At 72.8% G+C, this 20,454-nt stretch carries 18 protein-coding genes; 14 read left to right on the top strand and 4 right to left on the bottom strand.

Annotation, left to right across the window (positions count from 1 at the left end):
* The first annotated feature begins 1 nt into the window (after nucleotide 1).
* From ACRX5S_RS09270 to ACRX5S_RS09240, 7 genes are all read left to right on the top strand, one after another.
* On the top strand, nucleotides 2–805 hold the full coding sequence (locus ACRX5S_RS09270; protein ID WP_436772333.1) for a CIS tube protein: 804 nt from the start codon (nucleotides 2–4) through the stop codon (nucleotides 803–805).
* Nucleotides 806–809: 4 nt separating this feature from the next.
* Nucleotides 810–2,798 (top strand): VgrG-related protein, encoded by a 1,989-nt coding sequence (locus ACRX5S_RS09265; protein ID WP_436772332.1) that lies wholly within the window; start codon nucleotides 810–812, stop codon nucleotides 2,796–2,798.
* A 145-nt stretch (nucleotides 2,799–2,943) separates the two neighbouring features.
* On the top strand, nucleotides 2,944–3,213 hold the full coding sequence (locus tag ACRX5S_RS09260; protein ID WP_436772331.1) for a PAAR domain-containing protein: 270 nt from the start codon (nucleotides 2,944–2,946) through the stop codon (nucleotides 3,211–3,213).
* A 3-nt stretch (nucleotides 3,214–3,216) separates the two neighbouring features.
* On the top strand, nucleotides 3,217–3,624 hold the full coding sequence (locus tag ACRX5S_RS09255) for a GPW/gp25 family protein (protein WP_436772330.1): 408 nt from the start codon (nucleotides 3,217–3,219) through the stop codon (nucleotides 3,622–3,624).
* Nucleotides 3,621–5,576 (top strand): putative baseplate assembly protein, encoded by a 1,956-nt coding sequence (locus ACRX5S_RS09250; protein ID WP_436772329.1) that lies wholly within the window; start codon nucleotides 3,621–3,623, stop codon nucleotides 5,574–5,576. Before ACRX5S_RS09255 ends, ACRX5S_RS09250 begins: the two co-directional genes overlap by 4 nt.
* Nucleotides 5,576–6,115, top strand: a complete 540-nt coding sequence (locus tag ACRX5S_RS09245; protein WP_436772328.1) for a phage tail protein — start codon at nucleotides 5,576–5,578, stop codon at nucleotides 6,113–6,115. The genes ACRX5S_RS09250 and ACRX5S_RS09245 overlap by 1 nt, the downstream gene beginning before the upstream one ends.
* A gap of 467 nt (nucleotides 6,116–6,582) precedes the next feature.
* Complete coding sequence (locus ACRX5S_RS09240; protein ID WP_436772747.1) at nucleotides 6,583–7,458, top strand: NADase-type glycan-binding domain-containing protein; 876 nt, start codon at nucleotides 6,583–6,585, stop codon at nucleotides 7,456–7,458.
* 146 nt (nucleotides 7,459–7,604) lie between these two features.
* Here the strand turns inward: ACRX5S_RS09240 and ACRX5S_RS09235 are convergent, their stop codons facing one another.
* Nucleotides 7,605–8,426, bottom strand: a complete 822-nt coding sequence (locus ACRX5S_RS09235) for an AfsR/SARP family transcriptional regulator (protein ID WP_436772327.1) — start codon at nucleotides 8,424–8,426, stop codon at nucleotides 7,605–7,607.
* Between the two features lie 262 nt (nucleotides 8,427–8,688).
* Here ACRX5S_RS09235 and ACRX5S_RS09230 point away from each other — a divergent pair, with 262 nt between their 5' ends.
* The gene (locus ACRX5S_RS09230; RefSeq protein WP_436772326.1) at nucleotides 8,689–9,789 is read left to right on the top strand and encodes an ABC transporter substrate-binding protein; all 1,101 of its coding nucleotides are present in this window, start codon (nucleotides 8,689–8,691) and stop codon (nucleotides 9,787–9,789) included.
* 50 nt (nucleotides 9,790–9,839) lie between these two features.
* Here the strand turns inward: ACRX5S_RS09230 and ACRX5S_RS09225 are convergent, their stop codons facing one another.
* On the bottom strand, nucleotides 9,840–10,790 hold the full coding sequence (locus tag ACRX5S_RS09225; RefSeq protein WP_436772325.1) for a hypothetical protein: 951 nt from the start codon (nucleotides 10,788–10,790) through the stop codon (nucleotides 9,840–9,842).
* Nucleotides 10,791–11,030: 240 nt separating this feature from the next.
* Between ACRX5S_RS09225 and ACRX5S_RS09220 the strand changes: the two genes are divergently transcribed.
* A complete protein-coding gene (locus tag ACRX5S_RS09220; RefSeq protein WP_436772324.1) occupies nucleotides 11,031–11,696 on the top strand; it encodes a SigE family RNA polymerase sigma factor in 666 nt (221 codons plus the stop codon).
* Nucleotides 11,683–12,627, top strand: a complete 945-nt coding sequence (locus ACRX5S_RS09215) for a DUF4232 domain-containing protein (RefSeq protein ID WP_436772323.1) — start codon at nucleotides 11,683–11,685, stop codon at nucleotides 12,625–12,627. The genes ACRX5S_RS09220 and ACRX5S_RS09215 overlap by 14 nt, the downstream gene beginning before the upstream one ends.
* A 56-nt stretch (nucleotides 12,628–12,683) precedes the next feature.
* Here ACRX5S_RS09215 and ACRX5S_RS09210 read toward each other — a convergent pair whose 3' ends face one another.
* On the bottom strand, nucleotides 12,684–13,889 hold the full coding sequence (locus ACRX5S_RS09210; protein ID WP_436772322.1) for an MFS transporter: 1,206 nt from the start codon (nucleotides 13,887–13,889) through the stop codon (nucleotides 12,684–12,686).
* Nucleotides 13,890–14,081: 192 nt separating this feature from the next.
* On the opposite strand from ACRX5S_RS09210, the gene ACRX5S_RS09205 reads away from it, so the two are divergent.
* Complete coding sequence (locus ACRX5S_RS09205) at nucleotides 14,082–14,831, top strand: SDR family oxidoreductase (protein ID WP_436772321.1); 750 nt, start codon at nucleotides 14,082–14,084, stop codon at nucleotides 14,829–14,831.
* A gap of 57 nt (nucleotides 14,832–14,888) precedes the next feature.
* Here ACRX5S_RS09205 and ACRX5S_RS09200 read toward each other — a convergent pair whose 3' ends face one another.
* Complete coding sequence (locus tag ACRX5S_RS09200) at nucleotides 14,889–15,899, bottom strand: alpha/beta fold hydrolase (protein WP_436772320.1); 1,011 nt, start codon at nucleotides 15,897–15,899, stop codon at nucleotides 14,889–14,891.
* A gap of 161 nt (nucleotides 15,900–16,060) precedes the next feature.
* Here ACRX5S_RS09200 and ACRX5S_RS09195 point away from each other — a divergent pair, with 161 nt between their 5' ends.
* From ACRX5S_RS09195 to ACRX5S_RS09185, 3 genes are all read left to right on the top strand, one after another.
* Nucleotides 16,061–16,684, top strand: a complete 624-nt coding sequence (locus tag ACRX5S_RS09195; protein WP_436772319.1) for a helix-turn-helix domain-containing protein — start codon at nucleotides 16,061–16,063, stop codon at nucleotides 16,682–16,684.
* Nucleotides 16,685–17,767: 1,083 nt separating this feature from the next.
* Nucleotides 17,768–18,820 (top strand): selina-4(15),7(11)-diene synthase, encoded by a 1,053-nt coding sequence (locus ACRX5S_RS09190; RefSeq protein ID WP_436772318.1) that lies wholly within the window; start codon nucleotides 17,768–17,770, stop codon nucleotides 18,818–18,820.
* Between the two features lie 133 nt (nucleotides 18,821–18,953).
* On the top strand, nucleotides 18,954–20,393 hold the full coding sequence (locus tag ACRX5S_RS09185) for a cytochrome P450 (protein WP_436772317.1): 1,440 nt from the start codon (nucleotides 18,954–18,956) through the stop codon (nucleotides 20,391–20,393).
* Nucleotides 20,394–20,454 lie beyond the last annotated feature (61 nt).

Genomic DNA, 20,454 nt, shown 5'->3' with positions numbered 1-20,454 from the left:
CGTGACGTCGCCGATCGCCTTCAGCGCCGCGGGCACCGGCCCCGCGACCGGTTCCGGTACGGGTGGCGCGCGTCCCAAGCTGGAGCACGCGTTCCTCGAACTGCGCACTCCGCCGACCGGCGGCGGCCTCACCCCCGGACCCCCCTGCGGCCGGGTGGACTTCCAGTTCAACCCGAAGGAACTGACGCTCACCAAGGCCGCGGCGTGGAAGCGTACGCCCGCCAAAGGCGCCAAGAGCGCCGGACCGCCCGAATACCAGGGTCCGCAGCCCAGCAAGCTCAAGATGGAAGTGTTCTTCGACGCCAGCGACACGCAGGACACCAGCGTGGTCGAGGCAGTTGAGCAGTTGTTCGCCTGCTGCGTGCCGACCGGCGAGACGCGGCAGCAGAAGAAGGCGTCGCCGCCCTGGGTGGTGTTCCACTGGGGCGGCCTGACCGGGTTTCCCGCGTACGTGGCCCAAGTCCAGGCCAAGTACACGCTGTTCTCGACCTCGGGTGTGCCGATCCGCGCGATCTGCCAGGTCTCGTTGGAGGAGATCAGCGGCGAAACGCCGGGCCAGAACCCGACGTCGGGCGCTTTGGCCGCGCAGCGCGTGCACCGGCTGCGGTCCGGCGACACGCTCCAGGCGATCGCGTACGCGGAGTACGGCGACCCCGCCGCATGGCGCGCGATCGCCGAACTCAACGGCATGGACGACCCGATGCGGCTGGTCGCGGGGCGCGAGATCATGCTGCCCGACCCCGACCACCTCAAGCCGGCCGACGGCGACCGCGACCACGGCCACGACCTCGCGCGGAGGTGGTGAGCCGGTGCCCGGTGAGAGCGTCGCGAAATCCCTCGTGGTCGAGGTCGCGGGGAGTCCGCTGCCGCCCGACCTGGCGAACAGCCTGGTCGAGGGGTACGTCGACGACAGCCGTACGCTGCCCGACCTCTTCGTGCTGCGCTTCCGCGACCCGTCCCACGTGCTGCTCGACAAGGCCGGGATCCGCATCGGCACCGAGGTCAAGCTGCTGGCCCAGTCCGGCGGCCAGGGCGGACCCAAGCCGCTGCTGGTCGGCGAGGTCACCGCGCTCGAACTGGAGGTCGACGGCAGCGGGACGTTCACCGTGGTCCGTGGACTCGACAAGTCCCACCGGCTGTTCCGCGGGCGCCGCGTGGTCGGCTATCAGAACATGACGGTCGCGGACATCTGCACGCGCGTGGCCACCCGCGCGGGCCTCGCCGCGGGCACCATCGACGTGCCGGGACCGGTGCTTGAGCACGCGGCGCAGGCCAACGTCACCGACTGGGAGTTCCTGAGCACGCTGGCGAACGAGGCGGGCGCGGAGGCGTACGTCGTCGACGGCAAGCTCAACGTCACCCGTCCGACGGCGCCCGACAAGGCCCCGGACGCCGCGGTACGCGCCCGCCAGAACCCCCTGGTCCTGGAACTGGGTGACAACCTGGTGCGGTGCCGGGCCTCGGTCAGCGCGGCGGAGCAGGTGACGTCCGTCGAGGTGCGCGGCTGGGACGCCAAGGCGCAGCAGCCGCTGGTCGGCCGCGCCGAGGCGGGCAAGGCCGCGACGCTCGACCTGGGGATCGACGCGGCGGAGGTCGCCCAGCCCTTCGGCACCGCCGACTACGTCGTCACCGACACGGTGTACGTCGAGCAGGCGCAGGTCGACCAGGCGGCCAAGGCCCTCGCCGAACGCATCGCCGGGTCGTTCGCCGAACTGGAGGCCGTGGTACGCGGTAACCCGGAGATCCGCGCGGGCGGCGCGGTCACGCTGGCCGGGGTGGGCAAGCCGTGGGAGGGCCGCTACACCGTCACGTCCTCGCGGCACGTCTTCGACCCGGTGCGCGGCTACGAGACGTGGATCTCGGTGTCCGGACGCCAGGAGCGCTCCATCTTCGGCCTGGCGGGCGGCGGTTCCGCGAAGGCCGCGCCGCCGGACCGCGTACCGGGGCTGGTGGTCGGCCTGGTGACGGACACCCAGGACCCGGCGGGGCTCAGCCGGGTCAAGGTGCAGTTCCCCTGGCTGTCCGCCGACTACGCGAGCAACTGGGCCCGGACGGCGCAGTCCGCGGGCGGCGAGGCCGCGATGTTCCACCCGGAGGTCGGCGACGAGGTGCTCGTCGGGTTCGAACAGGGGCATCTGGAGCGGCCGTACGTGCTGGGCGCGCTGAAGAACGGGAAGAGCGGCGGCGGTTCGGCGCCGGGTTCGCCGAGAGCGTCCGGTTCCGTGGCCGGGGTTTCCGGGGCGCCCTCGCCGCCCGGCTCGGCCGGTGCACCGGGATCACCCGGCGCGGCCGGTGCGGTTCCCGGCGGCTCGGTCCCCGGCACGCCCTCGGGCGACGCCGCGGTGGACGGCACCAGCGGTGCGGTGAACCGGCGTTCGTTCGGCTCGCCGAGCGGGAACCGCATCGATCTGCTGGACGCCGCGAACGGCCCACAGGGCGTTTCGGTGGTCACCGGCGACGGCAAGCTCAAGATCGACCTGGACCGCAAGGGGACGACCATCACCGTGCACAGCGACGGCGCCGTGGAGATCAGGGCGGAACGGCAGGTCACCATCGGCGCGGGCGACGGCCTCAAGCTCGACGGCGGCAAGGGCGCGATCGAACTCGTGGGCTCCTCGGTGAAGCTGACCGCCGCGTCGGGGCTCGAACTGAACGGAGGCAACGGCCGCCTGGCGATGACGACTTCCGGATCGCTCGATGTGCAGGGCGGGCAACTCGCCCTCAAGGGCACCGACCGCACCGCCATCAGCGGCGGCGCGACCTGCACGATCAACGCCCGCCTCGTGAAGATCAATTGACCGAGGAGCCCCAGCCCGGCGCAGCCACCTCACGAACCGGGCAGCCCCACGAGCCCACGAACTCCCCCGCAAACCACGAAGTCCCCGGAAGCCACGAATTCCCCTGGAAGCCACGAAGTCCCCGCCTCACGAAAGGGTTGAGAAAATGCCACCCGCCGCCCGCGTCGGAGACCCCACCGGACACCCGGGCGTGATCGGCCCGTCCGGCGTGGACTCGGTCCAGATCGGCGGACGTCCCGCCGCCACCGTCGGTACCGGGCACTCGTGTTCGGCGATGCACCCGCCGTCCACGATCGTGCCGCCCGGCTGCGCCACGGTGCTCGTCGGTGGCCGCCCGGCCGCGCGGGTCGGCGACCGTGCGGGCTGCGGCGCGCCGATCGTGTCCGGGTGTCCGTCCGTGCAGATCGGCGGGTGACACGTGGGAAGCCAATTCATCGGTGCGGGCTGGGCGTTCCCCCCGCACACCGACGCCACCGGGCGCATCGCGCTGGTGCGCGGCGAGCGCGAGATCGAGGAGTCGATCCGACTGATCCTCGGCACCGCCCCCGGGGAGCGGCCGATGCGCCCGGAGTTCGGCTGCGCCGTGCACGACTACGTGTTCGCCCCGGCCGACGTCGGGACCGCCGGGCAACTCGCCTACGAGGTACGCCTGTCGCTCGAACGCTGGGAGCCGCGTATCGACGTCGCCGAGGTGTCGGTGCGGTTCGACGCGGTGGACGAGGGCGTCCTCTACATCGACATCCGCTACTCGATCCGCGGCACGAACGACCCGCGCAACCTGGTCTTCCCCTTCTACGTGATCCCGCAGCACGAGGAGGGCTTGTGAACCTGCCCACGCCGAACCTGGACGACCGCCGCTTCCAAGGGCTCGTCGACGACGCCAAGCGGCTCGTGCAGCGCCGCTGCCCGGACTGGACCGACCACAACGTGTCCGACCCCGGGGTCACCCTCATCGAGGCGTTCGCCGGCATGGTCGACGAACTCGTGTACCGGCTCAACCGTGTTCCGGACAAGAACTACCTGGCGTTCCTGGATCTGATAGGCGTACGCCTGCATCCGCCGACCGCCGCGCGCACCCCGGTGACGTTCCGGCTCTCCGCGCCGCAGCCGGAGACCGTGCGCGTGCGGGCCGGTGCCGAGGTGGCGACCGTACGCACCGAGACCGACGAGGCGGTGGTGTTCACCACCGTCGACGACCTCGCCGTGGTGCCGTGCTCGCTCGCGCACCTGGCGACGCGGACGGCGGCGGGCAACGAGGTGGACCGTACCGACGAGCTTGCGCTGGCCCGCGACGTGCCGTGTTTCGGCGCCTCGCCCGCACCCGGTGACGCGCTGTACGTCGGCCTCTCGTCGGCCGTGCCGTCGTGCGTGGTCGCGCTGCGTCTGGACTGCCGTGTCGAGGGCGTCGGCGTGGACCCGCGGCGGCCGCCGTTCGTCTGGGAGGCCTGGGACGGCGCCGCGTGGGCGGAGTGCGAGGTCGAGGCGGACGGCACCGGCGGCTTCAACCGGCCCGGCGAGGTCATCCTGCACCTGCCGTCGGCACACGCGGTCTCGTCGGTTGCGCGCACCGCCGCGGGCTGGTTGCGCTGCCGCCTGGTCGAGGCGGTGCCCGGCCAGCCCGAGTACACCGCTTCGCCGACCGTGCGCGAGTTGGTCGCGTTCACCATCGGCGGCTCCGTCGACGCGGTGCACGCCGAGGTGGTCGAGGACGAGGTCCTCGGCCTCTCCGAGGGCGTGCCCGGGCAGTTCTTCGAGGTCGCTCGTCCGCCGGTGGTCCCGGGGGACGAGCCTTTCGTGGTGGACGTGGGCGACGGGTCGGGCTGGGCGGCCTGGCAGCGGGTCGACGACTTCGCCCATTCGGGACCCGCCGACCGGCACTTCACGCTCACCCCGGGAAACGGCCGCGTCGAGTTCGGGCCCGCGGTGCGGCAGGCGGACGGGCGGATCCGGCACCACGGGGCGGTGCCGCCGAAGGGCAGTCCGATCCGGGTGCGCGGCTACCGCACCGGCGGCGGGCGACGCGGCAACGTGGCGGCCGGGGCGCTGCGGGTGATGCGTACGTCCATCCCCTTCGTGACGCGCGTGGCCAACCGGCGGCCCGCGCTGGGCGGCGTGGACGGCGAGACGATCGAGAACGCGAAGGTGCGCGGGCCGATGACGCTGCGCACCCTGCACCGCGCGGTCGTTCCGCACGACTACGAGGAACTGGCCCGCGAGGCCGCGCCGGACATCGCGCGGGTGAACTGCGTTCCGGCCGGGGACAACGCGGCCCAGGCGGGCGGCGTAAGGCTGTTGGTGATCCCGGCGGCACCGGACGACGGGGCCGGACGGCTGCGGTTCGAGGATCTCGTGCCGCCCGAGCCGACGCTGCGTCAGATCGCCGCGCACCTGGAGGAGCGGCGTCCGATCGGCGCCCGGCTGGTCGTGCAACCGCCGTTCTACCAGGGCGTGACGGTGGTGGCGACGGTGCAGTCCACGCCCGGGGCGGCCGGGGACCGGATGCGCGCGGAGGCGTTGGCCGCGCTGTACCGCTACTTCAACCCGCTGACCGGCGGACCGGCCGGCGACGGCTGGCCGTTCGGGCGGCCGGTGCAGGCGGGCGAGGTGTACGCGGTGCTCCAGAACGTGCCGGGGATCGACCTGGTGCAGGACGTACGCCTGTACGCCGCCGACCCGGTCACCGGCGAGCGCCGGGCCGAGGCCGTGACGCGCATCGAACTCAGCCCGCACGCGCTGGTGTTCTCGTTCGGCCACCAACTCAGGGTCAGGGGGTCCTGATGCGCGGCACCGTCGACGGGCTGCCCACCGCGCACCCGCTGCTGTACCGGCTCCCGGGGATGTACCTGGGCCAGGAGTTCGTCGAGGGCTTCCTGGCGGGATTGGACGAACTCCTCGCGCCGGTGCTGCTCACCCTCGACAACCTCCCGGCACACCTCGACCCGCGGACCGCCCCCGAGGACTTCCTCGCCTGGGTGGCCGGCTGGGTCGCGGTCGAGGCGGACGCGGACCGGCCCGTGGCGCAGCGCCGGGCCATGGTCGCTGACGCCGTCTCCCGCCACCAACGCCGGGGCACCGCTCGGACGTTGGCCGAAGCGATTCATCTGGAGACCGGAGCCGTACCGGAGTTGAGCGAGACGGGCGGGACCAAGTGGTCCACCGCGCCGGACGAGTCGCTGCCCGGCGAGTCCCGGCCCTGGGTCCGGATCGAACTGCGGGTCCCCGACCCGGCGTCCGTCGACCGCGGGCGCCTGGAACGGCTCATCGCCGCCGAGATCCCGGCGCACGTGGGCTTCACGTTGGAGATCGATCCGGCATGAGGACGTGTCCCGACTGCGGACGGGCGAATTCGTCGGACGCCCAGTTCTGTGTCCAGTGCGGCGAGTTCCTGGCCTGGGACGACACCCTGCCGCCGCCGACGCATCTGCCGGACACTCCTCCTCCGCCGACGCGGTCGGAGCCGAGGGAGACACCGCAACCGGAGCGTCCGGACGGGCCGGGCGCGGTCGGCCCGCCCGAACCACGCGACGCATCCACCTCGCGTTTGACGCCGGGGACTTCGGGTTCTCCACGTCCGCCGGACACCCCGAACCTGCCCGGCCCCGCCCCCGACGAGACCCCCGTCCCGGGTCCCCCGCCGACGCCACGACCGCCGACACCGCGCCCGCCCGAGCAGCCCTCACCGGAGCAGCGCCCGTCGACGCCGCGCCCGCCGACGCCACGGCCGCCGAGCAGCCCGGCGTACGACCCGTCCGTCCCCGGGCGTCCCATCGCACCGCCCGTCGTGATGCCCTCCGACGCCGACACCACATCCGCCGGTCGGGCCGGGGCCCCGCTGCGACGGCCCGGGGACCGTGAGGCGGAACGCTACGTCGCCCCGGCCGCCGAGCCGGGGCGGGCTGTGGACGCGGCGGTGCCCGGCGGATCCCGCTGCCGGTTCTGCGAGGCCGACAACGCACGCGAACGCACCCTGTGCGTGCGCTGCGGCCGTCCGCTGCGATCCGGCCCGCCCCCGCGCCCCACCGCACCCCCGCCCGTCCGACTGCCGTGGTGGAAGCGGGCGTTCCGGCGCACGCCGGAATCGCCGCGGCTGGCCGGGGAGCGCCCGGCCGTGCGGTCGCGGCGGCCGCGCAGGCTGATCGTCCCCATCCTGGTGCTCGCGCTGTTGGCCGGGGCGTGGTTCGGACGGCCCTTCTACGACGGCGTGTTCGACTTCGTCCGGGACAACACCACGGACCCCGAGGCCGCGCCGCCCGCGGACAAGCGTGCGTCGAGCGAGGCCCCGGGCATGCCCGCCGCCGCCGCGTTCGACGGGGTGAGCAACAAGGCGTGGGCACCCTCCGGTCCGGGACCGGGGGCCGAACTGGTCGCGACGTTCGACCCGCCGGTCCGCCTGCTCAAGGTCATCGTGCTGTCCGGCTACTCCACCAAGCCCGAGGAGTTCCTCGCGTACGGCAGGCCGGAGAAGCTCGTCTTCCGCGTTGTCGGCACGGACGGCGAGGAGCACACGGTCGAGATCCGCCTGCGCGACCAGCCGGGGCAGCAGACATTCGACCTGCGCGCCTCGGACGTCCGTGAGGTGCACATCGGGATCGTGAGCGTGTACGGCCCGGCCGACCGGCCCCCGGCGATCGCGGAAGTGGAGTTCTTCCGCGGCCGGTGACCCCGGGCCGCCACGCGATAGGGCGAGATCGCGCCCTGGTCGTGTCGGCCAATTCCCGCGGGCTATCCGACGGTGATGTGAAGACACTCCCTGATAGGACTTCCGCCGCGTTCGAAGCCCTTGCGACGGTGGTGCGTCGGTCCTTCCTACGCGGAACTGCGCTGCGCCGCCGGGTCGATGCCGAGCGAGGCCAGCATGTCCGCGTACCGCCGCCGGGCTCTCGCCCCGGCCGCGCTCTGTCCGGACCGGTCGTGGGCGCGGATCAGGGTGTCCCACGCCGAGTCACGGAACGGGTCGATCTCCAGGCAGCGTTCGGCCGTCTCCACGGCGTCGCCGAGCCGCCCCTGCCGGAGCCGGAGTTCGGCGAGGGTTGCGGTGGCCCACGCCGCGCCCTGGCCGAGGCGTTCGCGCTCGCCGACGACCCACTCGGACGCGCCCTCCTCCGGCAGCAGCGGCCCGGCGTACGCGTCCCGCGCACCGCACAGCGCGTCGGCTGCCTCGCGCCATCTGCCCAGCCGCCGGGCCAACCGCGCGTCCATGACCGCGCGTTCGAACTCGGCGACGTCGCAACTGCCGCCGTGCGGCAGCCGCAGCCGGTACGACATGCCCTGCCGCACCACGACGTGGCCCTCGCCCCGCCCCCGGTCCGGCTCCAGCAGGCCGCGCAGACTCGACACCGCCACCTGGAGGTTGTGCACCGCCGCCGGGGCCGCCAGCTTGGGCCAGAACATCTCCACCAGGCGGTCGCGGTGCAGCCACTGCCCGGTGCGTACGGACAGCAGCCGCAGGACCGCGCGCGCCTTGGGCCGGACCGAGGTCCAGTCCGGTTCGCGGCCGTCGACGGTCATCGTGAAGCCGCCGAAGCAGCGGATGTGCAGTACCGGCGGAGCGCCGTCCCCCGGCGGTTCCGCCTCCTGTCCGTGCACGCCCGCCAGGCGCGCGGATGTCAGGTTTTTGCTTTTGGTCATGCGTGTCCTCCCCGTGTACCCGCGATCACGGCCCCCGGGCCGTCGCACCTGGGGGGCAGGCTCGCGAGCGCCGACTGAACGGCACCGGATCACGGCGTCGGAGGGCACCTGTACGCAGCGTCGTGTTGCCCGAACTTCACCCTGCGCAATCATTCGGCGCCGGAGGGCGGACGCTTCGACGCGTCTCCGCAGCGTACGGCCACGCTCGCGCACACCGCGTAATCGCTTGCCCGACACGGGCGGTGGGAGTGCAATGTGCCCCATGATCACGTCGCCCGTGCGCCTCGGAGCCCTCGTCCCCCTGTCACCGCCCGGCTGGGTCGAGGCGGGGCGGCACCTGCTCGCCGGACTCGAACTCGGCGTGCGCGACGCCAACGACGCCGGGGGCATCGGCGGACGGCCGGTCGAACTGATCGTCCGCGACACGGCGGCCGACCCACGGCGGGCCGCGGACGCGATGGACGAACTCGCACGCCTCGGGGTGGCCGCGATCGCGGGCGAGTACCACAGCGTCGTCGCGCGTACGGCCGCTTCCCGCGCGGAAGCTCTCGGCCTGCCGTTCGTGTGCTCCTCGGCGGTCCTCGACACCCTCACCGAGCAACCTTCGCAGTGGGTCGCGAGGTTGGCCCCCGCACAGTCGCACGGCTGGCGGATCTACGGGGACTTCCTGCTCGACGCGGGCCACCGCCGCATCGCCGTGGCCACGCAGCCGAGCGTGTACTGGGCGTCGGGCACCGGCATTTTGCGCGACCACCTCGCACCGCACGGGGGCGGCGTCGTGGAGTTGGACACGGGCGGCTTCGCCGCCCCCGATGCTCTGTGCGACGCGCTCGCCGACTCCGGCGCCACCGCCCTGTTGCTCCTGGTCGGCCACCCCGAACCGGCGGTGCCCATCGTCGAGGCGGTACGCCGCGACCCGCGCCTCGGCGGCGTGCTGGTCGGCGCCCCGGCCGGGCAGCCGGAGTTCGCCTCGTGGGCGGGCCTGCCGGACGGCGGCGGTGCCGGCGTCCCGTTCCTGCGCTACCTGCCCGAACGCCTGGGCCCGCTCGGCCTCCGGGTCGAGGCGGCGCTGCGGGAGCGGTTGGCGGAGGCCCCGTCCTTCGTGGCGTTCGAAGGGTACGACGCCGTCGCCGTGCTGGCCGCCCTGGCCACGCACGTGCACGCCCGCGGCGCGGATCCGGCACGGCCGCCGGCCGATGTCGCGGAGATCTGGCCGCGGTTGGCCGTCGAAGGCACGCGCGGGACCGTCCGATTCTCCCGGGTCCCGGGCATCACCGTGTGGCAGTGGGCGTGGGCGCCGGTGCACGTCGCCGAGCGGGATCCGGCGCGACCCGATCGTGTGCGGGTCCGGCACGCCGGGTGACCGCGGGGGGCGGTCGTCCGGCGTGCCGGGCGTGCGGTGGTGCGGGGTTGTCAGGGGTTCGAGCCGACCGTCGGGGCGCCGGGGGTGTCGGTGCTGTCCGGGGAGGACGGGCCGATGTCCTGGACTCCGGGGTCCTGGACCCCGGGGTCCTCGTCGATGTCCGGGGCCGAGTCCCCGAAGTCGAAGACCTTGCCTTCGAGTTTGTCCAGCTTCTCCTGGTCCGCGAGTTGGTCCGCCGGGGGCGCCTTGACGCCGCAGGAGCCACCGCCGGTCTTGACCTTGAAGTCGGCCTTGTCGGGGGTGCCGGGGGTCTCGTACGTGATGCGGACCGGGATCTGGTTGCCCTTTTCCGGCACGTACACCGTGGTGACCTCGTCGGTGTCCTCGTCGGTCGCGCTCAGCGGGATGACGCTCTTGCCGTCGTACTCGACCGGCTCGCCCTTGACGACCTTGTCGTAGTTTTCGCCGAACAGGTCCTCGACGTCGGTGAGTTCCGCGAACGCGTTCCCGCTGTCGTCCTCCTCGTCCGCGGCGTCCGATTCATCCTCTTCCAGCGTCCAGCGATTGTCGAGGAGCTTCAGCATCTCCTCGTACAGCGTGGCGTCGAACTTCACGTCGCCGCTGTCGAGGTCGAACAGAAGCGAGAACCACTCGTCCCAGGACTCGCGCGAGGCCCGCACGTAGGTCTTGCGGTCGATCCCGAGCATCTCCAGTTCGACCTTGTCGCCGTACGAGATCGTGCTCTTCATCGTCTTGTCGGAGGCGACGCACATCTCGCCCCGGATCTCCATGGTCTCGCCGTCGCCCATGTCGGCGGTGCCCCCGCCGGTGATGCGCACGGTCTCGGCTTCCTTGACCTTCTGCTGTGTCTGCTGCGCCAGGGTCTTGGCGTCGACGGCCAGGTTGCTGGGCCCGTCCGCCTTCTCCGTGCCGCAGGCGGACATGGCGAGCATGGCCATGCCTGCCGCGGTGGCGACGGCGGCTATTCGCGCAGGGCGCACAAGTACTCCAATTCCGGGAGGGGCGGCTCCGGACGACACCCGCCGGGACGGCCGGTGCGCGCCGGAATCAACGCAAGAAGTGAACCAAGAGGAAGTTATCGCAACGGAAAAACACGCCACACGCGAATTCCCGTACGACGCCTGCCTGTAGACCGTCCCCGGCGCGCTCCGCGGAGAACTCGGGCCGCCGTGCAACCCGAACGGCCCGGATGCGGGTTTGAGGGGGTAGGGAGGTGCGGGGTGAGACCTGAGGATGCAGCGTCGTTCCACGAGTTCGTGCGGGCGCAGTGGCCGCGGCTGGTGCGCACGGCGTACCTGATGACCGGCGACCACGCGGAAGCCGAGGACGTGGCGCAGACCGCGCTGGCACGGGCGGGCGCCGCATGGCGGCGGATCCAGGCGAGCGAGCGGCCGGACGCGTACGTGCGCCGGATCCTCGTCAACTGCAACAACAACCGCTTCCGCCGCAAACGGCCGGCAATGGTGTACGGGGACCAGCCCCCGGAGGTGGCGGGGCCGGATCCGACGCACCGCGTCGACCAACGGGAGGCACTGCGTGGCGCGCTGCTCAGGCTTCCGCCGCGGCAACGCGCGGCGGTCGTCCTGCGCTATTGGGAGGACCTTCCTGAGGCCGAGGTCGCCCTGGTCATGGGCTGCTCGGTGGGGACGGTCAAGAGCCAGGCGGCACGCGGACTGGAGAAGCTGCGCGCCGACCCGGCACTGGCGGACGGCGGGCCTGCGGAGGGTGCACCTGGGGAGGGCAGGACCGCAGACGGCGCGACCGGAACAGGCGGGTTCTCGCACGGCGGACCTGTGGACGGCAGACCTCTGGATGGCGCGCCCACCCCCGCGCCGCACGCCACCGGACCTCGGACACGAAAGGAGAAGCATCATGGACGGGTCTGAGCACCGCTCCGGCGGCGGCATCGGCACCGCGGCGGAGGACTGGCTGCACGCGCGGCTCAGCGCCCACGCCGACGAGCTCGTCGTCCGGCCGCCGGACTTCGGGCGCATCGACGCCCGCCGCCGCGGCATCCGGCGCCGGCGGACCGCGCTGGTCGCGTGCGCCGTCTCGGCGGTGACGGTCTCCGCCGTGGCGGCCGCGCTCGCGCTGACCGGCGGCGACGGCGAGGCCGAAGTGGCAACACCGCCCACGCTGTTCGTCTCGACGCCGTCGATCGTCGGCACCCCGCCCACGGCGTCCGCGAGCCCGCCGCCCAGCACCGCCCCCGCGCCGCCCGCGCCCACCGACGGCGGCGGTACGGGTACGACCGCCGCTCCCCCGTCCGGCACCCCACACCCGGGCGGCGGCACGGCTCCCGGCGGCGGCCCCGCGACGACCGGAGCCCCGGCGCCGCCCGGTGGAGCGTCCGGCAGTCCGGGTTCGACCGGTACCGGCGGCACCGCGGCGTGCACCGACAAGAACGTCCGGATCACGATGTCCACCACCCCGGACTCCTCGAACCACGTGCTCCTGACCGCCACCAACACCGGTTCGACGACCTGCACCCTCTACCACCACCCGCAGGTCGTGCTCGGCGACCGGCACCCGACCCCGCCCATGGAGTCGCCCGCCGAGGCGCTCGCGACCATCGCCCCGGGCAAGAAGGCGTACGCCGGGGTGCGGCTGTGGAACGACGGGGACACCCCGCCCGAGCACCCGGTGAAATCGTTCGCGGTGAACCTCCAGGGGCGCGTCGCGAACACTCCGGCGGGCAATCCGGTCGACGTCCGGGTCCCGCCCGAGATCATCGCGCTGGACGTCGGTACGAATCCGCTGAGCACGCTGTGGAACACCGACCTGGAGGCGGTGAACCGGTACCTCTACGCCCGCTGACCGGCGGGCGCGAACTCCGGGGCGGGGCCGTCGGGTTCGGCCCGCCCCGGGGCCCGCTAGCGGTGCTGGGCCCCGGCGGCCCGCACGGGGTGCCGGAGCAGGTAGAGAGCCGCGGCCAGCACCAGGGCGGCCATGCAGGCGATGAACACCAGCCCCGCGCCCTCCAGGCCGATCGGCTCCACCAGCAGGCCGACCCCGATGACCGGCACCGAGATGCCGAAGTACGCGACCACGAACAGCGTGGAGATCACCGCCGCGCGCCGCTCCGGGTCGGCCGCGTCGGCCACCGCGGACATCGCCGCGCGGAACGACAGCCCCTGCCCGGCCCCGCCGACGACCGCGCTCAGCACGACGAGGGTGAACAGGTTCCATTCCAACGCACCTGCGAGCAGGGCCAGTCCGGCCAGCAGCGCGGCGCAGCCGAGCGGCAGCGACCGGGTCACGCCGACCGGTCCGACGGCCAGTTGTCCGGCGGTCGAGGCGAAGAACGCGAGGGCGACGACGAGCCCGGTGACCGCGTGGTTCCGCACGTCCAGCGACTCGGCCAGGAAGGCGGGGCTGACCGCGGTGAACACGCCGAAGAGGGCGAACCCGACGAAGGAGGCGAGCGCCGCCGGGCCGAAGACCGTGCGCACGGACGCGGGCACCCCTGGCCGCCGCGGGCGCACGGTGCGCAGCGGCCGCCGGTCGCGCACGGTCTCGGGGAGCCACCGAAGGACGAGCGCGGAGCAGACCGCCACCAGGCCGAGGTGCACGATGTACGGCAGGTAGAGCGGCCGGTCGGCGTACTCGGCGAGCACTCCGGCGAGCAGCGGGCCGCAGCCCAGGCCGCCCATGTTGGCGGCGGTGGCCACGAAGGTGGCCCGTGAGCCGCCGTCCCGCGGGGCCAGCTCGATCACGTACGCGGTGGCCGCGCCGGTGAAGAGCCCGGCGGAGAGACCGGACAGGAGGCGTCCCGCGTACAGCAGGCCCAGCGCGGTCGCGGCCAGGAAGCAGGCGGCGCTCAGGGCGGCGAAGACCAGGCCGGCCAGGAGGACGGGACGGCGGCCGACCGCGTCCGAGGCGTTGCCGGCGAGGAGGAGCGTGCCGATGACCCCGGCGGCGTAGACCGCGTAGACGACCGTGACGGTGAGCTCGGAGAACCCGAACTTGTCCTGGTAGAGCGGGTAGAGCGGGGTCGGCAGCGTCGTACCGGCCATGCACACGGCGAACACCAGGCCCGCGGCCAGACACGCGGGCCAACCTCGGAGATGACGGCGCATGGGTCCGACGCTATATGCGTAAATCACCGCAAATAGTCCGCCGCGCCGTCGCCCGCGGTCGGCATGTTCGCGCGGCCGCGCGACGGGGAATCCGCTCCCGCGAAGAAATTCCGACAAAGTGTCACATCCGGCAACGGCTGCCCCGTCCTTGTTGCGGACCGGCGGCCACGCCGGAGATCAGGAGGACCAGGCATGAAGATCGTCGTCATCGGCGGAACCGGGCTCATCGGTTCCAAACTCGTCGCGAAGCTCGGCGAGCACGGCCACGAGGCCGTGGCGGCAGCCCCGAAAACCGGCGTGAACACGCTCACCGGCGAGGGGCTGGCCGAGGTCCTGGAGAACGCGGACGTCGTCGTGGACGTCTCGAACTCCCCGTCCTTCGAGGACGCGGCGGTGCTGGACTTCTTCACGACGTCCACGCGCAACCTGCTCGCGGCCGAGAAGGCGGCGGGGGTCGGCCACCACGTCGTGCTGTCGGTGGTCGGCAGCGACCGGCGTCCCGACATCGGCTACTTCCGGGCCAAGACCGCCCAGGAGGCGCTGGTCAAGGAATCGTCCGTGCCGTACTCGCTCGTCCACGCGACGCAGTTCTTCGAGTTCGGCCCGAGCATCGCGGACGGGGCCACGTCCGACGGCAAGGTGCACATGCCGCCGGTCGCCTACCAGCCCGTCGCGGGCGACGAGGTCGCGCGGACCGTCGGCCGCACCGCGGTCGCCGCACCGCTCAACGGGCTCGTCGAGATCGCGGGCCCGACCCGCTACCGGATGGACGAGTTCTTCCGCGACGCCCTGAAGGCGTGGGGCGACCCGCGCGAGGTGGTCACCGACCCGAAGGCGCAGTACTTCGGCGCGGTGCCGGACGAGACGACGCTCGTCCCCGGCGACGGGGCCGTCCTGGGCGAGACGACGTACGAGGACTGGCTGCGACGGTCCGGGGGCTGACACCCGGGCGGGCGCGCCTCCTCCCGCGGCCGGGGCGCGGGAGGAGGCGGTGATCCGTCAGGCGAGAGCGCCCAGCCACGCGGTGAGCAGGGCGTTGACCTCGTCGGGGCGCTCCTGCTGGACCCAGTGGCCGCAGCCGTCCAGGAGATGCGCGGCGGCGAGACCCGGCAGGGTGGACGGGAAGGCGTCGATCGCGTCGGACATCCAGGTCGTCGAGGCGTCCAGCGAGCCGCCGATGAACAAGGACGGCTGCTTGACGGGCGCGCCGTTGTGCGCGGCCAGGTCCGCCCAGTCGCGGTCCATGTTGCGGTAGCGGTTCAGTGCTCCGGTGACGCCGGTGCGCTCGAACTCCCCGGTGTAGAAGTCGAGATCGTCCTCGCTCAGCCAGGCGGGCAGGCGGCCGGTCGGGAAGCGGTCGCGCAGGCGCCCGCCGCCGCGGGCCACGAAGTGCGGGTCGGGGTCGTCCGGCCCCGGCATGGTGTCGGCGGACAAGGCCGCGAAGAAGCCCGCGAGCCAGCCGCGCACGTCCGGTTCCACCTCGGCCTCGGCGCGGCCGGGCTCCTGGAAGTACGAGACGTAGAACTCCTGGTCGCCGCCCATCGCGTCGAACACGGAGGTGGGCCGCGGGCCGCCGGGCGGGGCGTACGGGACGCTCAGCAGCCCGACCGCGCGGAAGACCTCGGCGTGCAGCAGCGCCGACGCGGCCGCGATGTTCGCGCCCCAGTCGTGCCCGACGACCACCGCGGTGTCCGCGCCCAGCGCGCGCACGAGGGCGACGTTGTCCTCGACCAGCGCGAGCATCCGGTAGTCCTCGGTCGCGGTCGGCTTGGAGGAACGCCCGTATCCGCGGACGTCGAGCGCGACCGCGCGGTATCCCGCCGCGGCGAGGACCGGCAGTTGGTGGCGCCACGAGTACCAGGACTCGGGGAAGCCGTGCACGAGCAGGACCAGCGGCCCGGTGCCCTGTTCGACCAGGTGCAGTCGGCCCGCGGGCGCCTCGATGACGCGGTGGCGCGGGGCGGCGGCCGGGTCGGTCACCCGGCGGGTGGCCGGTGCGGGCTGGTCCATGGCTTCTCCTCCGGATTTCCGGTACTCCGACGCCGCTTCCTCGGCGACCCGTCGATCATGCGCCGCACCGGACGCACGACGCGACGTACCGTTGCCAGTTTGGCAAACTTGCAGGACAGAGTCGTGGACATGGAGCTGTTGATGGGAAGGGCGGGACACGGATGGCGGAGGACGGCATCGCCGACGCGCTCGCGGGGCTGGGTCCGCGGCTGCGGAGCGCGCGCGAGGACCGCGGCGCGTCGCTCACCGACGCGAGCCGCGAGATCGGCGTCGCGCCGAGCGCGCTGTCGCGCTTCGAGAACGGTCGGCGCACGCCGGGCCTGGAGGTGTTGCTGCGCCTTGCGCGGGCGTACGGCGTCTCGCTCGACGAACTGGCCGGCGCGGGAGCCGGGACACCCCCGGAGGCGGCTCCACCGCGGGCGCCGCGCGGCGGCACCCGAGACCGCGGCCACACCGGCGAGAAGACCAGGGTGCCGCTGACCCCGTACGTCGGCGGCCTCCACGCCCACAAACACGTCCTGCCCGCATCGGACGACCCGCCCACCAGACCGCGGCAGGTGTCCCACGAAGGCTACGAGTGGCTGTGTGTGCTGTACGGGCGGCTCTGGCTCGCGCTCGGCGCCGACGACCTGGTCCTCGCCCCCGGCGAGGTCGCCGAGTTCGACACCCGGACCCCGCACGGCCTGGCGAACGCCGCGGCCGACGGCCCGGTGGAGTACCTGATCATGTTCGGCCCCCAGGGCGAACGGCTCCGCCCGCGCACACGGCCGGGCGACCGGCGTTAGGACGTGTCCGAGGGGTGTCGGCGCGGTCCGCCGACGCGGGGACCCGGGCGGCCGAACTCCCCGCGCCCCTGCCACCGATGGGCGGCGGCTCCCAAGGCCGGCGGTCCCTTGGGCGACCCCTCGGGCTCGGCCTGAGGTAACGGCCTGACAGGCGGCCTGACGAACGACCAGACGGACGACCTGCCAGACGGACGACCTGCCAGACGGACGACCTGCCAGACGGACGACCTGTCAGACGGCCAGATCTCACGGGCGACCAACCGGTGTTGGTCAAGTGGTCGCCGGGCGGCACTACACACGTCTCCCATGACCCATGAGGACAAAACGTTCGACCGTAGGACCTTGTTGCGTACCGGCACCGCCGTCGGGACGGGGCCGGCCATCACGCCCATCGTCGGTGCCGCCTCCACCGGTGCGACCGCCTCCGCCCCGGCACCCGGCTTCGTGGTGTCCGGGCGGCCCCTGCTCAGTCACGGCGTGCAGAGCGGCGACGCGACCGCCGACTCCGCCGTCGTATGGGCCGCGCCGACCGGCCGGGCCGCCTGGTCGTGGAGTACTCGACGCGGCCCGACCCGCGCAAGGCCGCCCGCGTGCGCGGCCGAGTCGGGGCGTCGGGGCCGGGAGCCGACGCGCGGCAGGTGCGGAAGGTACGAAGGCGCGGGACCGTCGGCGGGTCCCGCGCCTTCGTTCGTACCGACACGGTCGCTCCGGCTCGGGTGCGGCGTTCCTTCCCGGCCAAATGAGCGGCGCGTACGGGGGGCCGCCGACGGAGAGTTCGCACGGCGGACGGCTCCTCGGGGCGTCCCGCCGCGCTGGCCGGTTTCCGACGGCCCATCGGGTACGGACGGCAACAACCTTGTGATGTTTGGGAGTTGCTCGCGTGGCGGGAGGACGGCAGAGGTGCGTAAGCTACCCGAGGGTTCTGGCAGACCGTCACTGCCAGTGACTCAGCGTTGATATCGATCTTCCGAATCTGACCGAAAAGGTACGCGGGTTTCCGCAAAAGTTGATCACGGCACCAAGATCAACAACGCTAGTGTCGCCTTCGTCCTCAGCCACGCGGCTACCCAAGGTGATCCACACATGTCGCAAAGACTGACCGTTCCTCCGATCTACTCGCCGTTTGAGCCCGCCATCCACCCGAGCCACGCCGACATCGACAAGCGGACCAGCGACTGGGCCGCGAGGTTCGACATCGGCTCAGAGGATCTCCGCACCAGGCTCGTCACGCACGAGATCGGCACGTTCGCGGCCCGCATCCTTCCGGATGGGCGCGAGGAAGTCGTCGGCATCCTGTCCGACTTCGTCATGTGGCTGTTCGGCGTCGACGACGGCTGCTGCGAGGAAGGCATCGCCGGTGCCGACCCGCACGAACTCGTCGCGGTCCTGTCGCGGCTGATCCGCGTCGCGCAGAACCCCGAGACCCCCATGCTCCCCGACGACCCGCTGGCCGAGGGCATGCGGGACCTGCGCGCCCGCATCGCGGTGCACGCCACCGCGGCCCAGGCGACCCGGTGGGTCGACGGCCTGCGCGAGTACTTCCTGTCGCTGGTGTGGGAGGCGGCGCACCGCAGCCGCGGCACCATCCCCTCGCTCGCCGACTACACGATGATGCGGCTGTACGATGGCGCCGCGTCGATCATCTCGCCGGTGCTGGAGTTCGCGTACGGCTACGAGTTGGCGCAGAACGACCGCGACGCGCACGCCGTCCGGGCGCTGGCGGAGATGGCGTACTTCGTCATCTCGTGGGACAACGACATCTTCTCGTTCCACAAGGAGAGCCGGGCCGACCGGTACGTCCTCAACGTCATCAAGGTCCTGGAGCACGAGTACGGCCTGACGACGCAGCAGGCGATGTCCACCGCGATATCGCAACGCGACCGCGTGCTCTGGCTGTTCCTGCGGCTGCGCGAGCGCCTGCTGCCGTCGGCGAGCCCGGAGCTGCGGACGTACCTGCTCAGCCTGGGCACGTTCATCCGGGCCACCCAGGACTGGAGCATCTCGTCGCGGCGCTACACCACGCCCGACGATCCCGCGGACCTGCCCACCGACTTCGCCGACACCCCGACCGACAGCAGCGGCGAACCGCTGCCGATCTCGCCGATCGCGTGGTGGTGGGGGCTCGTCCCGAACTGACCGGCCGGGCCGGACCGGTGCACCCCCCGGGGCACGCGCGGACCAGCCGTGCCGCCGGTCCGGCGCCGCCCGATCCGGGGCGCGTTCCCCCGCCACCACCGTGCAGACCACCTCGTGACAAAGGAGTTCCGCGATGACGACCGAGCTTCGGTCGGTTCCGCGCGCACCGGGGCGTCTTCCTCTCCTCGGCCACATCATCCCGCTGGCCCGCCGCCCGTTCGGCTTCCTGGGCGGCCTCCGGGACGTCGGCGAGATCGTGCGCGTCGACCTGGGCACGTCCCCCACCTACTTCTTGACCACGTCCGACGTGATCCACGAGCTCATCGTGCTCAAGCCCCGATCCTTCGAGAAGGGCCGACTGATCGACCGGGCACGGGAGTTCACCGGCAACGGGCTGCTCAACTCGGACAACGCCACCAACATGCGGCGCCGACGGCTCGTCCAGCCGATGCTGCACCGGGCCCGCGTCCGGGAGTACTCGGCCGCGATGGTCCGGCACGCCGAGGAGCTCGCCGACTCGTTCGAGGCGGGCGGCGAGGTGGACATGCACCTGGCGATGTACGAGTACACCATCAACACCGTCACCACCTCGCTGTTCTCCAGCCACGCCGACACCGCGTCGATCGACGTGATCCGCCACCAAGTGCCGTTCCTGCTCAAGGGGGTCATGGCCCGCGCGGCGCTGCCGGCGCTGCTCGGACGCATACCCGTGCGCTTCAACCGCGAGTTCGACCGGGCCGTCACCGACCTGCGCGAGGTCATCGACCACCTCGTCGCCGGGGCACGCAAGGACCCGGACGACAGCCCGGACATCCTGTCGACGCTCATCGCCGCGCGCGACGCCGAGACCGGCGAGGCGCTGAGCGACGAGGAGGTGCGCGACGAACTGGTCACGATCCTCATCGGCGGTACGGACACGACGGCGTCGACGCTCGCCTGGACGTTCCACGAACTCGCCCACTCCCCCGAGACGGAGGCGCGCGTCCTGGCCGAGGTGGACGCGGTGCTCGGGGACGGGCCGATCGGCTTCGAGAACATCCCGCATCTGACGTACATCAACAACGTGGTGACCGAGGTGGCGCGCCTGCACGCGATCCCCGTGCTGATGCGGCGTTCCGTCGAGGATGTCGAGCTGGGCGGCGTGCGGATCCCGGCCGGCACCGAACTGGCCTTCAGCCCGTACTCCATCCACCGCGACCCGCGGCTCTACGCCGAGCCGGACCGCTTCCTTCCGGAGCGCTGGGAGTCGGGCGGCAGCCGGGCCCACACCGGGACCGAGTTCATCGCGTTCAGCACGGGCCTGCGCAAGTGCCCCGGCGAGGCCTATGCCCGCATGGAGATGCCGATCGCCATCGCGACGATCCTGTCCCGGTGGCGCCTCCGGCCCGCGTCGGACCGGCCGGTCGGCGAGGTTCTGGCCGCGGTCCCGCGGCCGAGCGGCCTGGTGATGACACCGGTGCGGCGGGAACGGGCCGGGGTCGGCAGGGACGGCGGGGCCAAGGCCGAGTCGGAGACCCGGGTCGAGACGGAGACCGGCGACCTGCTGCCCGAGGCCGGACGGCGTTCGGGTTAGGCGGCCGTCAAGCTGTGCCTACGGCAAGTGCCCGGCCCCCGACTACGCGTCGGGGCCGGGC

Origin of the sequence: Yinghuangia sp. YIM S09857, from assembly GCF_051388915.1 — a bacterium.
Classification (GTDB): domain Bacteria; phylum Actinomycetota; class Actinomycetes; order Streptomycetales; family Streptomycetaceae; genus Yinghuangia.
This window is presented reverse-complemented; position numbering and strand designations above follow the sequence as displayed.

Excerpts from the sequence above, each read along its gene's own strand:
- ACRX5S_RS09260 (WP_436772331.1), top strand. The coding sequence starts at position 2,944 with ATGCCACCCGCCGCCCGCGTCGGAGACCCCACCGGACACCCGGGCGTG.
- ACRX5S_RS09245 (WP_436772328.1), top strand. The coding sequence starts at position 5,576 with ATGCGCGGCACCGTCGACGGGCTGCCCACCGCGCACCCGCTGCTGTAC.
- ACRX5S_RS09240 (WP_436772747.1), top strand. The coding sequence starts at position 6,583 with ATGCCCTCCGACGCCGACACCACATCCGCCGGTCGGGCCGGGGCCCCG.
- ACRX5S_RS09235 (WP_436772327.1), bottom strand. The coding sequence starts at position 8,426 with ATGACCAAAAGCAAAAACCTGACATCCGCGCGCCTGGCGGGCGTGCAC.
- ACRX5S_RS09230 (WP_436772326.1), top strand. The coding sequence starts at position 8,689 with ATGATCACGTCGCCCGTGCGCCTCGGAGCCCTCGTCCCCCTGTCACCG.
- ACRX5S_RS09215 (WP_436772323.1), top strand. The coding sequence starts at position 11,683 with ATGGACGGGTCTGAGCACCGCTCCGGCGGCGGCATCGGCACCGCGGCG.
- ACRX5S_RS09210 (WP_436772322.1), bottom strand. The coding sequence starts at position 13,889 with ATGCGCCGTCATCTCCGAGGTTGGCCCGCGTGTCTGGCCGCGGGCCTG.
- ACRX5S_RS09205 (WP_436772321.1), top strand. The coding sequence starts at position 14,082 with ATGAAGATCGTCGTCATCGGCGGAACCGGGCTCATCGGTTCCAAACTC.
- ACRX5S_RS09200 (WP_436772320.1), bottom strand. The coding sequence starts at position 15,899 with ATGGACCAGCCCGCACCGGCCACCCGCCGGGTGACCGACCCGGCCGCC.
- ACRX5S_RS09195 (WP_436772319.1), top strand. The coding sequence starts at position 16,061 with ATGGCGGAGGACGGCATCGCCGACGCGCTCGCGGGGCTGGGTCCGCGG.
- ACRX5S_RS09190 (WP_436772318.1), top strand. The coding sequence starts at position 17,768 with ATGTCGCAAAGACTGACCGTTCCTCCGATCTACTCGCCGTTTGAGCCC.
- ACRX5S_RS09185 (WP_436772317.1), top strand. The coding sequence starts at position 18,954 with ATGACGACCGAGCTTCGGTCGGTTCCGCGCGCACCGGGGCGTCTTCCT.